The organism is Pseudomonas putida, assembly GCF_028682455.1.
In the GTDB taxonomy this organism is placed as follows: Bacteria; Pseudomonadota; Gammaproteobacteria; order Pseudomonadales; family Pseudomonadaceae; genus Aquipseudomonas; species Aquipseudomonas putida_AA.
In genome coordinates, this window is the sequence record NZ_JANHLD010000004.1 from 16,894 (window position 1) to 31,877 (window position 14,984).

The following is a 14,984-nucleotide window of genomic DNA, read 5'->3' on the forward strand; positions in this document are numbered from 1 at the left end:
CCGGCCGGTTGATCCGTTTGGCGCCCTACCTTAAGGGATCAGGCGCATTCAGGTCGAGATTAAAAATTCATCGATATTGCAAAAAGACGTTCTCACGTCCGAACTGGTCACGCAGCGCCTGAATCAGGCCGTCGGCCGGGTCGATTCGCCAACCTTCGCCGAACTGCAACATCGCCTTGGCATCGCTGCCGGTGTACTCCATGGTGATCGGGCACGCGCCACGATGACGCTTGAACAACTCGCCCAGCCAGTTCAAGCGGTCGCCCTTGAGCGCATCGCTGTGCACCTTCAGGCGCAAGCTCTCGGCAAGGTTGGTCCGGGCATCTTCCATGCTCATCACCCGTTTGACCCGCAGGCGCAGGCCGCCGGAGAAATCGTCGTTGCTGACCTCGCCCTCGACCACCACCATCGCGTCGGTCTGCAGCAATGCCTGGGCCGCCATGAAGGCGTCGGCGAATAATGAAGCCTCGATACGCCCGGAGCGGTCGTCGAGGGTGACGAACCCCATCTTGTCACCCTTTTTGTTCTTCATCACCCGCAGGGCAATGATCATGCCGGCCACCGTCTGGGTATCCCGCGCGGGCTTCAGGTCGATGATGCGCTGGCGGGCGAACCGGCGAATTTCGCCTTCGTACTCGTCGATCGGGTGACCGGTGAGGTACAGGCCCAGGGTGTCCTTCTCGCCCCGCAGGCGCTCCTTGAGGGTCAGCTCGCGCGCCTTGCGGTGATTGGCATAGACATCGGCATCTTCTTCGACGAACAGCCCGCCAAACAGGTCGGCGTGACCGCTGTCAGCGGTACGTGCGGTCTGCTCGGCCGCCTTGATCGCTTCTTCCATCGCGGCAAGCAGCACGGCGCGATTGCGGTCGATGTTGGCCTGGTAGGCCTTGAGCTCATCATGGAAATACGGCCCCAGGCGATCCAGCGCACCACTGCGGATCAGGGCATCGAGGGTACGCTTGTTGATGCGCTTGAGGTCGACCCGCTCGCAGAAATCGAACAGATCCTTGAACGGCCCGGCCATCCGCGCCTCGACAATAGCCTCGACCGGCCCCTCGCCCACTCCCTTGATCGCACCCAGGCCATACACGATACGACCGTCATCGTTGACCGTGAACTTGAAGTCGGAGGTATTCACATCCGGCGCATCGAGGCGCAGCTTCATGCTGCGCACTTCCTCGATCAGGGTCACGACCTTGTCGGTGTTGTGCATATCCGCCGACAGCACCGCCGCCATGAATGGCGCCGGATGGTGGGTCTTCAACCAGGCGGTCTGGTACGAGACCAGGCCATAGGCGGCGGAGTGGGACTTGTTGAAGCCGTAGCCTGCGAATTTCTCTACCAGGTCAAAGATGTTACCGGCCAGGTCCGGGTCGATATTGTTGGTGGCACAACCTTCGATGAAACCGCCCCGCTGCTTGGCCATTTCCTCGGGCTTTTTCTTACCCATCGCCCGGCGCAGCATGTCTGCGCCACCCAGGGTGTAGCCGGCCATGACCTGGGCGATCTGCATCACCTGTTCCTGGTACAGGATGATGCCGTAGGTCGGTGCCAATACCGGCTTGAGGCCTTCGTACTGGTAGTCCGAATGCGGATAGGCCAGCTCTGCACGCCCGTGCTTGCGGTTGATGAAGTCATCCACCATGCCCGACTGCAGCGGGCCGGGGCGGAACAGCGCCACCAGTGCGATCAGGTCTTCCAGGCAGTCGGGCTTGAGCTTCTTGATCAGCTCCTTCATGCCTCGCGATTCAAGCTGGAACACCGCAGTGGTTTCAGCTTTTTGCAGCAGGTCGTAAGTCTTCTTGTCATCCAGCGGGATGAAGTCGATGTTCAGGTCATCCAGGCCTTTCTTGGCCTGCTCGCGGTTGATGGTCTCCATCGCCCACTTGATGATGGTCAGCGTGCGCAAGCCGAGGAAGTCGAATTTCACCAGGCCCGCTGCCTCGACATCATCCTTGTCGAACTGGGTGACCAGGCCGCCACCCTCTTCATCGCAGGCGATCGGCGAGAAGTCGGTGAGTTTGGTCGGTGCGATCACCACGCCACCGGCGTGCTTACCGGTACCACGACACACACCTTCGAGCTTGAGGGCCATGTCCCAGATTTCTTTGGCGTCCTCGTCGGTCTTGAGGAAGTCACGGAGCATTTCCTCTTGCTCGTAGGCCTTCTCCAGGGTCATGCCGACTTCGAAGGGGATCATCTTCGACAAGCGGTCGGCCAGACCGTAGGACTTGCCCTGGACCCGCGCAACGTCGCGCACCACCGCCTTGGCGGCCATGGTACCGAAAGTGATGATCTGGCTGACCGCGTTACGGCCGTAGGCGTCGGCCACGTACTCGATGACCCGGTCGCGACCGTCCATGCAGAAGTCGACGTCGAAGTCGGGCATCGACACCCGTTCGGGGTTGAGGAAACGTTCGAACAGCAGGTCATAGGCCAGCGGGTCGAGGTCGGTGATCTTCAGTACGTAAGCCACCAGCGAGCCTGCACCCGAACCCCGGCCGGGGCCGACCGGCACGCCGTTGTTCTTGGCCCACTTGATGAAGTCCATAACGATCAGGAAGTAACCGGGGAAGCCCATCTGAATGATGATATCCAGCTCGAACTTCAGGCGGTCGAGGTAGACCTGGCGCTTCTCTTCGTAGTTGGGCGTGGTCTCTTTCGGCCAGAGCACCGCCAGGCGTTCTTCCAGGCCTTCGTGGGATACATGCCGCAGGTAGTCATCGATACCCATGCCGTTGGGCGTCGGGAAGTCGGGCAAAAAGTGCTTGCCCAACTGAACCTGGATATTGCAGCGCTTGGCGATCTCGACCGTGTTTTCCACGGCATCGGGCAGGTCGCTGAACAGCTCGGCCATTTCTTCCGGGCTTTTGAGGTACTGCTGGTCACTGTAGTTGCGTGAGCGGCGCGGGTCATCCAGGGCACGGCCTTCACCGATGCACACACGGGTCTCGTGAGCGTCATAGTCCGACTGCTTGATGAAACGCACGTCGTTGGTCGCCACCAGCGGCGCCCCCAGCTTGTCGGCCAGGGCCACTGCCGCATGCAGGTATTCTTCGTCACCGGCGCGGTTGGTGCGCTGCACTTCGACATAGAAACGATCGGGGAACATCGCCATCCAGTCACGCAGCAAGGCCTCGGCTTCATCCGGATTGCCATTGAGCAGGGCAATACCTAAGTCACCTTCCTTCGCCGCCGATAGGGCGATCAGCCCTTCGCTGGCCGGTGCAATCCAGTCTCGCTCGATAATCACCAGGCCGTTGCGCTGACCATCAACCCATCCACGCGAGATCAACTCGGTCAGGTTGCGATAACCCTTTGGGTCCATGGCCAGGAAGCAGATGCGCGCCAACGGTGCGTCCGGGTCACCGTTGCTCAACCACAGGTCGGCGCCGCATATCGGCTTTATGCCGGCCCCCATGGCGTTTTTGTAGAACTTGACCAGCGAGCACATGTTGCTCTGGTCGGTGACCGCTACAGCCGGCATGTTCATCGCGGCCAACGCCTTGGCCAGCGGCTTGATCCGCACCAGGCCATCGACCAGCGAGTATTCGGTGTGCAGGCGAAGATGAACGAAAGAAGCCGACATGATGATCCTATAGCAGCACAAAACAACAAGGCCCGGATTGTACCGGGCCTTGATCAAAACATCAGCCAGCGCAGGGTGATCCTGGCGGCTGATACCTGTCCGAAGCCGTCAGGCCTCGGCGAACTCGCTACCCAGGGCCTCGCGGGCCTCGTAGGCAGCACGCACGGGTGCGAAGGAGCGTCGGTGAATCGGCGTCGGTCCCAGACGCGCCAGGGCTTCCAGGTGCACCGGGGTGGGGTAGCCCTTGTGCCCGCCGATGCCATAGCCCGGGTAGATCAGCTCAAACGCAGCCATCTCCCGGTCGCGGGTGACCTTGGCCAGGATTGACGCTGCGGCAATCGCCGGCACCTGGCTATCGCCCTTGATCACTGGCTCAGCGGGAACCGATAGCTTCGGGCAACGGTTGCCGTCGATCAGTGCCAGCTTCGGGGTGATGCTCAAACCTTCGACTGCACGCTGCATGGCCAGCATGGTGGCATGCAGGATGTTCAGTTCGTCGATTTCTTCGACTTCGGCGCGTGCAATGCAAAAGCTCAGGGCTTTTTCACAGATTTCGTCGAATAGCTTCTCGCGACGGGCCTCTGTGAGCTTCTTCGAATCATTCAGACCAAGAATCGGTCGCTGTGGATCGAGGATCACGGCAGCGGTTACCACCGCGCCGCACAACGGGCCACGGCCGACTTCGTCAACCCCGGCCACCAGGTCTTCGACCAGGGTGAAGTCCAGTCCCATTTGCATCTATCGGGCTTCCAGCAAAGCGAGCACCGCGTCAGCTGCCTGATTGGAGGCATCGCGGCGCAGGGTACGGTGAATCTGGTCAAAGCCTTCGGTCTGCTGTGCCCCACCTGCTACCAGCGGCGCCAGGGTCTGGGCCAGGGCCTCGGCAGTGGCATCTTCCTGCAGCAACTCGGGCACCAGCATGCGCTGGGCCAGCAGGTTAGGCAGGGAAACGTAGGGGCTTTTGACCAGTCGTTTGAGAATCCAGTAGGTCAACGGTGCCAAGCGATAGGCAACGACCATGGGGCGCTTGAACAGCAAGGCTTCCAGGGTGGCCGTACCGGAGGCGATCAACACTGCGTCACAGGCTGCCAGGGCCTGGTGGGAACGGCCGTCGAGCAAGGTCAACGGCAGATCGCGGCCGGCCAGCATCTGTTCAAGCTGTGCACGGCGTTCGGCATTTGCGCAGGGCGTAACGAAGCGAACGCCTGGCACCAGGGTGCGCAAGCGTTGTGCGGTATCGAGGAACAAAGCACCCAGGCGACCGACTTCCCCCCCTCGGCTGCCGGGCATCAAGGCCACCAGGGGGCCATCGCCCAATCCCAGCTGCTCGCGGGCTTCGGCACGGTCGGCCTGGAGCGGAATGCTGTCGGCCAAGGGATGGCCGACAAAGCGTACTGGCACGCCCTTCTCTTCGTAGAACTTGGCTTCGAAGGGGAACAGGGTCAGCATCAGGTCGCAGCCTTCGCGGATCTTCAGCACGCGCTTTTGCCGCCATGCCCATACCGAAGGGCTGACGTAGTGCACGGTTTTGATCCCGGCCTTGCGCAGGTTCAGTTCGATATTGAGGGTAAAATCCGGGGCGTCGATGCCGATGAACACATCCGGACGCTCTTCGATCAGGGTCTGGATCAGCGCCTTGCGTCGCTTGAGCAGCTCGCGCAGGCGCCCGAGCACTTCAACCAGTCCCATGACCGCCAGGCGCTCCATGGGAAAGTACGACACCAGGCCTTCAGCCTGCATCAACGGGCCACCGACACCAATGAAGCGCACCTGGGGATGGCGCGCCTTGAGTGCCCGCATCAATCCGGCGCCAAGAATATCACCGCTGGCCTCACCCGCTACCAGCGCTACACAGAGCTCAGCCATGTCAGCGGGTGATGCCGCGGGTGGAATTCTGAATCGACTTGAGGAACACGTCGACTTCGGGGAATTGGGTCGCAGGCTCGGCCAATTCGGCCATCGCTTGCTCGACCGTCAGGCCCTGGCGGTACACCACCTTGTAGGCGCGACGCAGGGCATGGATGGCGTCTTCGCTGAAACCGCGGCGACGCATGCCTTCGAAGTTCATGCTACGGGCTTCGGCTGGGTTGCCGAATACGGTGACATAGGCCGGAACATCCTTGCCGATCGCCGTCCCCATGCCGGAAAAGCTGTGGGCCCCGATGTGGCAGAACTGATGCACCAGGGTGAAACCTGACAGGATCGCCCAGTCGTCGACGTGTACATGACCCGCCAGCGCCGTGTTGTTGACCAGGATGCAATGGTTGCCGATGACACTGTCGTGACCGATGTGCGCATAGGCCATGATCAGGTTGTGATCGCCCAGGGTGGTTTCCGAGCGGTCCTGCACGGTACCGCGGTGGATGGTCACGCCTTCACGAATCACATTGTGATCACCAATCACCAGGCGCGTGGCTTCGCCCTTGTACTTGAGATCAGGGGTATCTTCACCTACCGAGGAAAATTGGTAGATGCGATTGTGCTTACCAATACGGGTCGGGCCTTTGAGAATCACGTGTGGACCGATGACGGTCCCCTCGCCGATCTCAACCCCGGCACCGATGATAGACCAAGGGCCGACCTCGACGCCGTCGGCGATCTTCGCCGAAGGATCGATGATTGCCCGAGGGTCAATCAAACTCATAGTTTACGTTCCGCGCAGATGATCTCAGCCGAGCAAACCGGCTTGCCGTCGACCGACGCCTGGCACTCGAACTTCCAGATCTGGCGCTTGCAGCTGATGAACTTGGCTTCGAGGATCAGTTGGTCACCCGGCAGTACCGGCTGACGAAAGCGTAGCTTGTCGGAGCCAACAAAGTAGTAGAGGGTGCCATCGGCCGGTTTCACATCGAGCATCTTGAAGCCAAGGATACCGGCTGCCTGAGCCATGGCTTCGATGATCAGTACGCCCGGCATAATCGGATGCGCGGGGAAGTGACCATTAAAGAAGGGTTCGTTGATGCTGACATTCTTGTAGGCACGAATGCGCTTGGCCTCGACGTCCAACTCCGCGACCCGGTCCACCAACAGGAACGGGTAACGGTGAGGCAGGTATTCGCGAATCTCGTTGATGTCCATCATTTCGGGGGGAAGCCTGTAGTAAAGATAGGGAGCGCCCGTATTCGCCAGGCGCTCCTTTTGCAAATCAAAGAGTCAGCCTGCGGCTATTCACTCTCGATCAGGAAATAGTATCAGCCTTCTGATGAAGGCTGGCTGCCTGAGGTCACGGCCTCGACACGCTTTTCCAGCTGTTGGAGCCGTTTGGCCATCTCGTCGAGCTGACGAATCCGGGCAGCGCTTTTACGCCACTCGCCCAGTGTCTGCATTGCCGTACCGGAAGAATAGGCCCCGGGCTCGGTAATCGAACGCGTGACCATGGTCATGCCAGATACGAAAACGCCATCACAGACATCGATATGCCCCACCATGCCAACACCGCCGGCGATGGTGCAATGCTTGCCGATCTTGGTACTGCCGGAAATTCCGACGCACGCGGCCATGGCCGTGTGATCGCCGATCTGAACGTTATGGGCGATCTGGATCTGGTTGTCGAGCTTGACCCCGTCACCGATCCGGGTGTCAGCCAGGGCACCACGATCTACCGCGGTATTCACGCCGATCTCGACATCGTCACCGATGCTCACGCCACCGATCTGGGCAATCTTTTGCCAGACACCTTTCTCGTTGGCAAAACCGAAGCCTTCACCGCCGATCACTGCGCCCGACTGGATCACCACGCGCTTGCCGATGCGCACATCGTGATACAGGGTTACCCGAGGCGCCAACCAGCCGCCCTCGCCGATCACGCAGCGCGCTCCAATGAAGCACTGGGCACCAATGGATACACCTGGTCCGATCCGGGCACCGCTCTCGATCACCGCAAAAGCCCCCACGCTGGCACTGGCATCCACCTGGGCATCACTGGCGACCACGGCGCTGGGATGAATTCCCGCTACAGCCCTGGGCTTCGGATCGAACAGGTGGGAGATGCGTGCGTAGGCAAGGTACGGATCGGCAACAATCAGTGCATGACCGGCGAAGCCTTCGGCATCGGCAGCCTTGAGCAATACTGCCGCTGCATGGCTATCCCCGAGGTACTTGCGGTACTGCGGGTTGGCAAGAAAGCTCAACTGACCCGGCCCGGCTTCCTGAAGGGTTGCCAGGCCAGTGATCTCCAGCTCCGCAGGGCCGCTCAAGGTAGCCCCGAGGAACTCGGCCAACTGACCGAGCTTCATAGTCACGGTCATACTCAACGGGACTGATTCATGCGCTCGATGACCTGGCGGGTGATGTCGTACTGAGGTTTGACATCGATGACCGCGCCACGCTCGAGAACCAGATCAAAACCGCCCTTCTTGATGACTTCTTCAACAGCGCCATCGAGTTTCGGCTTCAGCTGCTTGAGCATTTCGCGGTCAGCCACGGCCTTGGACTCGTTCAGTTCCTTGGACTGGAACTGGAAGTCACGGGCTTTCTGCTTGTATTCAAGCTCCAGACGCTCACGCTCTGGCTGGGCCATTTTGTCACCGCCGGCACGAATGCGGTCGGCGATGCCCTTGGCGCTGCTTTCCAGGTTCTTCAGCTTGGTCAGCTGCGGGCCGAACTTCTTCTCGGCATCGACGGCGTACTTCTTGGCCGCGTCCGATTCAAGCAGGGCCATCTGATAGTTCAGCACGGCAATTTTCATTTCGGCGAAAGCCGGGGTTGCGACCAGGGCCGCAGCCAGTACTGCCAGTTGGGTCAACTTACGCACGATGCACTCCTACAGAATCCGTTGTTAGCAAGGGGCAGACCTTAGAAGGTCTGGCCCAGAGAGAATTGGAACACCTGGGTATCGGCTTCGTCCGGCTTCTTGACCGGCATGGCCAGGCTGAAACTCAACGGGCCCAGCGCAGTGATCCAGGTGACGCCCAGACCGACGGAGCTGGCCAGCCCCGACAGGCCGACATCCTCGCAATCGGGCTTGGAACCGCAGTTGGTATCGAACACGTTACCCACATCCCAGAAGACCGAGGTACGCAGCGAACGCTGGTCCTTGACGAATGGCAGCGGGAACAGCAGTTCTACACCACCCTGGACGAGGACGTTACCACCGAACGGCAGCGGATCCTGGTCCGGGTCGGCAATGGTACCCGGGTTGTGACCATCACTCGGGGTACTGCGTGGACCCAGGCTGCTGTCCTTGAAACCACGAACCGAGTTGAAACCACCGGCGTAGTAATTCTCGTAGAACGGCAGGCCCGAAGTGCCACCGAAACCATCACCATAGCCCAGTTCAGTGTGCAGGCGCAGGGTGTAGTCGTTGGTGATCGGCTTGAACAGCTGGCCACGGTAGTCGAGCTTGAAGAACGACAGGTCGCTGCCTGGCGTGGTCGCTTCGAGCACCAGACTCTGGGAGTGGCCACGGGTCGCCAGTACACCTTTGTTCAGGGTCGACTCGGACCAGCCGGCCGAGGCCTTGAAGTTCAGGTACTTGTCGCCCTCTTCGTTGACGAAATCGAAGATCTCGTCGACGGTGTACTTACCGGTCTTGATTTCGTCCTGCTGCACGGTCAGACCGAAGGTCAGGCGCGAAGTTTCACTGATCGGGTAGCCGACGCTGACACCCGCTCCGAGGCTGTCTACCGCATAGCTGGCTACGTCGACATCGAGGTCATCGTAGTCGGTGGTGCGATAGAAGGCGTTGTAGCCCAGGCTGACACCATCGGCAGTCCAGTAGGGGTCGACGAAGCCGAAGTTGTAGCGGCTCTGGTATTCGCTTCGCGTCAGGCCGATGGACACCTTGTTACCAGTACCGAGGAAGTTGGTCTGGCTGATCGAGCCACCCAGGATCAGGCCCGCACTCTGGGCGAAACCAACACTGGCAGTGATCGAACCGGAGGCTTGCTCCTCGACGCTGTAGTTGACGTCGACCTGGTCGTCGGTACCCGGAACAGCCGGGGTCTCGACGTTGACTTCCTTGAAGAAGCCCAGGCGCTCCAGGCGGGTCTTGGACTGGTCGATCAGGTAGGTCGATGCCCAGCCACCTTCCATCTGGCGCATTTCGCGGCGCAGCACTTCGTCTTCGGACTTGGTGTTGCCACGGAAGTTGATACGGTTGACGTAGGCACGCTTGCCCGGATCCACCACGAAGGTGATAACGACAGTGTGATCCTGGTCGTTTGGCTGAGGCACGCCATTGACGTTGGCGAAGGTGTAGCCCTCGTTGCCCAGTCGACGGGTGATCAGCTCGGAAGTGGTGGTCATCACCTTGCGCGAGAACACTTGGCCTGGCTGCACCAGCATCAGCGACTTGACCTGGTCTTCCGGCACCTTGAGGTCACCGGAGAGCTTGACGTCACGAACGGTGTACTTCTCGCCTTCGTTGACGTTGACAGTGATGTAGACGTGCTTCTTGTCAGGGGTAATGGATACCTGGGTAGAGGCGATGTCCATGTTGATGTAGCCACGGTCCAGGTAGTAGGAACGCAGGCGTTCAAGGTCACCGGAGAGTTTTTCACGGGCGTACTTGTCATCGTTCTTGAAGAACGACAGCCAGTTGGTGGTCTTGAGCTCGAACAGGCCGATCAGGTCTTCGTCGGGGAAGACGGTGTTGCCGACCACGTTGATGTGCTGGATGGCAGCGACCGTGCCTTCGTTGATCTTGATCTTCAGGCCAACGCGGTTGCGCGGCTGCGGCACCACTTCGGTTTCGACCTCGGCCGAGTAGCGACCCTGGGCAACGTACTGGCGCTGAAGTTCGTTACGCACGCCTTCGAGAGTGGCACGCTGGAAGATTTCGCCTTCGGACAGACCAGACTGCTTCAGACCTTTCATCAGGTCTTCGGTGCTGATGGCCTTGTTGCCTTCGATCTCGATGCTGGACACCGAAGGACGCTCGACCACGGTAATGATCAGGACGTTACCGTCACGGCCCAGTTGGATATCCTGGAAGAAACCGGTCTTGAACAGCGCCCGGGTGGAATCCACCAGGCGACGATCATCGGCCTCATCCCCGACGTTCAATGGCAAAGCGCCAAAAACGCTGCCCGCGGAAACCCGCTGCAGACCATTGACACGAATATCGGAGATGGTGAAGGACTCGGCGTGAACTTCAGCGATCATCAGTACGGCGAGAACCGCAGTTAGCAGCAGACGTTTCATGAAGTCCTTTCTTATTCCAACTGGCAATAAACGACCCGCCGCGGGACGCGGCAGGTTCGCAATTGAGCGAAGCTTTACAGTCGACCCAAATCGTTTATCAGGGCAAGCAACATCACCCCGACTACCAAACTGATACCGATCTGGATCCCCCAACCCTGCACCCGATCCGAAAGCGGACGACCACGCGCCCACTCGATCAGGTAGAACAGCAAATGCCCCCCATCCAGTACAGGAATGGGCAGCAAATTAAGAACCCCCAGGCTAATGCTCAGGTAGGCGAGGAAATTCAGGAAATCTCCAACACCCGACTGGGCCGAAGCGCCCGCCACTTTAGCAATGGTTATCGGTCCGCTCAAGTTTTTTACCGAGAGCTCGCCGAACAGCATTTTCTTCAAGGATTCGAGGGTCAGGACGCTCATGTTCCAGGTCCGAGAAACCCCTTCGCCAATGGCCTCCAGGGGCCCATAGCTGACCTCGCGAAGCATGGCATCTGGCCACTTCACCGGTTTCACACCTGCCCCCAGGTAACCACTGGCCGATTTACCTTCGCCACGGGTGGCCAGGGTGACCGGTATATCCAGGGTGGCGCCGTCACGCTCGACCTGCAGCACGACCTTGCTGCCGGCACGCCCGCGCACGGTATCGACCACCTGCTGCCAGTCGCTCAAGGCCTTGCCGTCCAGGCTCAGCAAGCGATCGCCGGTTTGCAGGCCCGCGGCCTTTGCCGGGCCTTTAGGGTCGAGCTCGGCCAGCACCGGCGGCAACGCCGGGCGCCACAGCCGCAGCCCCAGCGAGCGGATCGGATCGGGCTCGTCGGCCCCCTTGAGCCAGTTGTCGAGGGTCAGCACATGGGAGCTGTCGACCGTCGCACCCTCTTCGCGCACATTAATGTGCAACTGGCCGCTCTCACCCAGGCGACGAATCAGTTGCAGATTGACCGCAGCCCAGCCACTGGTCGGCTTGCCATCGATGGAAACGATTTCCTGGCCAGCCTTGAGGCCCGCCACTTCGGCCACGCTGCCCGCCTCTACCCCACCGATGACAGGGCGCTCCTGCTGGGTGCCAAGCATTGCCAGCACCCAGAAGAACACGATGGCGAGTAGAAAGTTGGCGATCGGCCCAGCCGCCACGATCGCTATGCGCTGGCGTACCGACTTGCGATTGAAGGATTGGTCTGCCTGCTCCGCAGGCACCTCACCTTCACGCTCATCGAGCATCTTGACGTAGCCACCCAACGGGATGGCTGCCACCACGAACTCGGTGCCATGACGGTCGTGCCAGCGCAGCAGCGGCATGCCGAAACCGACGGAAAAACGCAGGACCTTGACACCACAGCGCCGGGCCACCCAGAAGTGACCGAATTCGTGAAAGGTGACCAGCACACCCAATGCCACCAGGGTGCCGATAATCATGTAGAGCGCACTCATGTCTTTCTCCGAATGACGTTCAGCGCAGCCGGGCCTGACGCAGTGCGCCTGGCCTCAGCGCCCGTGATGACTCAACCATTGCCCGGCCAGTTGCCGCGCACGCTGGTCGGCGGCAAACACCGCGTCGAGCGTCTGCACCGCCACGACCGGCTCCTGATCAAGCACTTGTTCGATCATACTCGCGATCTCCGGAAAGCGGATGCGTCGCTGGAGAAATGCCTCCACTGCCACTTCGTTGGCAGCATTGAGCATTGCCGGCGCGCTGTTGCCTGCCTCGGCGGCCTGGCGCGCCAGGCGCAAGCACGGGAAACGCTGCTCGTCAGGGGCCTGGAAATCCAGGCGCGCGATGGCGAACAGGTCCAGTGGTGCGACACCGGAGTCGATCCGCTGCGGCCAGGCCAACGCGTTGGCAATCGGCGTGCGCATGTCCGGGTTGCCCAATTGGGCCAGCACCGAACCGTCGACATAATCGACCAGCGAGTGAATGACACTCTGCGGATGCACCACCACTTCCACCTGGCTCGGCTTCGCATCGAACAACCAGCAAGCCTCGATCAGCTCGAGGCCCTTGTTCATCATGCTTGCCGAATCGACCGAAATCTTGCGCCCCATCGACCAGTTTGGGTGAGCGCAGGCCTGCTCCGGACTGACTTCGGCCAGCGCCGACAAGGCCGTTTCGCGAAACGGACCACCCGAAGCGGTCAGCAGGATTCGCCGCACACCGACCTGGGACAAGCCGCGAGCATAGTCGCCCGGCAAACATTGGAAAATCGCATTGTGCTCGCTGTCGATGGGCAGGAGTACGGCGCCACTGCGCTGCACGGCCTGCATGAACAGTGCACCGGACATCACCAAGGCTTCCTTGTTGGCCAGCAGGACCTTCTTGCCCGCCTCAACCGCTGCCAAGGTCGGGCGCAAGCCTGCCGCACCCACAATGGCCGCCATCACCGCATCGACCTCCGGCGCCGACGCGACCTGGCACAACCCGGCCTCGCCCTCGAGCACTTCGGTGGCCGATCCGGCCGCCGCCAGGCCTTCGCGCAACTGCTGCGCCCCCTCGGTGGAAGGCACCACGGCAAAGATCGGCGCATGACGCAGGCACAGCGCAAGCAGCTCCTCAAGCCGTGAGTAACCACTCAGCGCGAACACCTGGTAACGCTCGGGATGACGGGCGATGACATCCAGGGTGCTCATGCCGATGGAGCCGGTAGCCCCCAGCACGGTAATACGTTGCACCTTGCTCACATCACGCCCCAGTTGGCTGCCCACAGCAGCACGGCAAACAGCGGAATGGCAGCGGTCAGGCTGTCGATACGGTCCAGTACGCCACCGTGGCCAGGCAGCAGGTTGCTGCTGTCCTTGATCCCGGAGCGGCGCTTGAACATGCTTTCGGTCAGATCACCGACCACCGACACCAACACCACGACGGCAGCACCCAGCAAGCCAAGCACCAGCTCACCGAAACTCCAGTCACGGCTCACACCCACGACAGCGGTGATCACCAGGCTCAGTGCCAGGCCGCCATACACCCCTTCCCAGCTTTTCCCCGGGCTGACCTGCGGCGCCAGCTTGCGCTTGCCAAAGGCCCGACCAGAGAAGTAGGCACCGATATCGGCCCCCCAGACCAGCACCATGACGGCCATGATCAACCAGTTACCCAGCGGCCAGTGCTTGAGCAGCACCAAGCCCTGCCAGGCCGGCAGGAGGATCAGCAGGCCGATCAGCAGGCGACAGGCCACGCTGGACCACAGCTCACTGCTGCGCGGGTACGTCAGCACCAGCCAGGTAGCTCCCGCCCACCACAACACCGAGGCCCCCAGCACCCAGGGTGCGAGGTCCGGCATCAGGTAGAGCAGCATCAGCAGCCCCGCCACCACAACGGCATAGGCGATTCGCAGCGGCTGGGCAACCAGACCCGCGAGACGCCCCCATTCCCAGGCACCGAGACTGACCACCAGCCCGATAAACAGGGCGAAATCGCCACCATCGAGCAGGAAGAAACCTCCCAGGGCGATCGGTAGCAGGATCAGCGCAGTGATGATGCGTTGTTTAAGCATTAAGCACGGGCTCCAGCCTCGACCTGCTCGCTGGTTTTACCGAAGCGGCGCTGGCGCGAAGCGTAATCGGCCAGCGCTTTGCGCATGGCCTCGTGTTTGAAGTCCGGCCAGAACAGGTCGGAGAAGTACAGCTCGGCATAGGCCAGCTGCCACAACAGGAAGTTGCTGATGCGATGCTCGCCACCGGTACGGATGCACAAGTCGGGCAACGGCAGGTCGCCGGTAGCCAGGCAGGTTTGCAACAGTTCGGGGGTGATATCGTCCGGGCGCAGATGACCGGCCTGGACCTCGCGAGCCAGGCGCTGGGCGGCCTGGGCAATATCCCATTGGCCGCCATAGTTGGCGGCAATTTGCAGGATAAAACGATTGTTGCCTGCGGTCAGCGCTTCGGCCTCACGCATGGCAGCCTGCAGCTCAGGGTGAAAGCGTGAGCGATCACCGATGATGCGCAGGCAGATGTTGTTGTCGTTGAGGCGCTTGGCTTCCCGGCGCAAGGCCGAGAAGAACAGCTCCATCAACGCACCGACCTCGTCGGCCGGCCGTTGCCAGTTTTCGCTGGAGAAGGCGAACAGGGTCAGCACCTCGACCTTGGCCTCGGCGCACACCTCGATGACCGCGCGCACCGCATCCACGCCTGCCTTATGCCCGGCGACACCGGGCAACAGACGTTTTTTCGCCCAGCGATTATTCCCATCCATGATGATCGCGACATGGCGCGGCACCGATGGGGACACACCCTGCTTGGTCTTTTCCATCAAAAAAGTCCCG

At 60.9% G+C, this 14,984-nt stretch carries 12 protein-coding genes; all 12 read right to left on the reverse strand.

The genetic code is table 11. From position 1 onward, the window contains the following. Positions 1–67 precede the first annotated feature (67 nt). Positions 68–3,589 (reverse strand): DNA polymerase III subunit alpha, encoded by a 3,522-nt coding sequence (gene dnaE / locus NPS58_RS23185; RefSeq protein WP_274117611.1) that lies wholly within the window; start codon positions 3,587–3,589, stop codon positions 68–70. A 108-nt stretch (positions 3,590–3,697) separates the two neighbouring features. Beyond that, a complete protein-coding gene (gene rnhB, locus NPS58_RS23190) occupies positions 3,698–4,327 on the reverse strand; it encodes a ribonuclease HII (RefSeq protein WP_274117612.1) in 630 nt (209 codons plus the stop codon). Beyond that, positions 4,328–5,455 carry a lipid-A-disaccharide synthase gene (gene lpxB, locus NPS58_RS23195; protein WP_274117613.1) on the reverse strand — a complete coding sequence of 376 codons (1,128 nt, stop codon included), beginning with the start codon at positions 5,453–5,455 and terminating at the stop codon, positions 4,328–4,330. A 1-nt stretch (position 5,456) separates the two neighbouring features. Beyond that, positions 5,457–6,233 carry an acyl-ACP--UDP-N-acetylglucosamine O-acyltransferase gene (lpxA, locus tag NPS58_RS23200; RefSeq protein ID WP_274117614.1) on the reverse strand — a complete coding sequence of 259 codons (777 nt, stop codon included), beginning with the start codon at positions 6,231–6,233 and terminating at the stop codon, positions 5,457–5,459. Continuing rightward, positions 6,230–6,670: a 3-hydroxyacyl-ACP dehydratase FabZ gene (gene fabZ / locus NPS58_RS23205; RefSeq protein ID WP_028942996.1), complete on the reverse strand. Its 441-nt coding sequence runs from the start codon at positions 6,668–6,670 to the stop codon at positions 6,230–6,232. Before fabZ ends, lpxA begins: the two co-directional genes overlap by 4 nt. 110 nt (positions 6,671–6,780) lie before the next feature. Next, entirely contained in the window at positions 6,781–7,836 is a 1,056-nt protein-coding gene (gene lpxD, locus NPS58_RS23210; protein WP_425313138.1) for a UDP-3-O-(3-hydroxymyristoyl)glucosamine N-acyltransferase, read from the reverse strand. A gap of 2 nt (positions 7,837–7,838) precedes the next feature. Then, entirely contained in the window at positions 7,839–8,342 is a 504-nt protein-coding gene (locus NPS58_RS23215) for an OmpH family outer membrane protein (RefSeq protein WP_010224837.1), read from the reverse strand. Between the two features lie 41 nt (positions 8,343–8,383). Continuing rightward, positions 8,384–10,732 carry an outer membrane protein assembly factor BamA gene (gene bamA / locus NPS58_RS23220; RefSeq protein ID WP_274117616.1) on the reverse strand — a complete coding sequence of 783 codons (2,349 nt, stop codon included), beginning with the start codon at positions 10,730–10,732 and terminating at the stop codon, positions 8,384–8,386. Positions 10,733–10,806: 74 nt separating this feature from the next. Then, positions 10,807–12,159 (reverse strand): RIP metalloprotease RseP, encoded by a 1,353-nt coding sequence (gene rseP, locus NPS58_RS23225; RefSeq protein ID WP_274117617.1) that lies wholly within the window; start codon positions 12,157–12,159, stop codon positions 10,807–10,809. Between the two features lie 54 nt (positions 12,160–12,213). After that, on the reverse strand, positions 12,214–13,404 hold the full coding sequence (gene ispC, locus NPS58_RS23230) for a 1-deoxy-D-xylulose-5-phosphate reductoisomerase (protein WP_274117618.1): 1,191 nt from the start codon (positions 13,402–13,404) through the stop codon (positions 12,214–12,216). Continuing rightward, positions 13,401–14,216 (reverse strand): phosphatidate cytidylyltransferase, encoded by an 816-nt coding sequence (locus NPS58_RS23235; protein WP_274117619.1) that lies wholly within the window; start codon positions 14,214–14,216, stop codon positions 13,401–13,403. Before NPS58_RS23235 ends, ispC begins: the two co-directional genes overlap by 4 nt. Continuing rightward, on the reverse strand, positions 14,216–14,971 hold the full coding sequence (gene uppS / locus NPS58_RS23240) for a polyprenyl diphosphate synthase (protein ID WP_028942990.1): 756 nt from the start codon (positions 14,969–14,971) through the stop codon (positions 14,216–14,218). The genes NPS58_RS23235 and uppS overlap by 1 nt, the downstream gene beginning before the upstream one ends. Between the last annotated feature and the right edge of the window lie 13 nt (positions 14,972–14,984).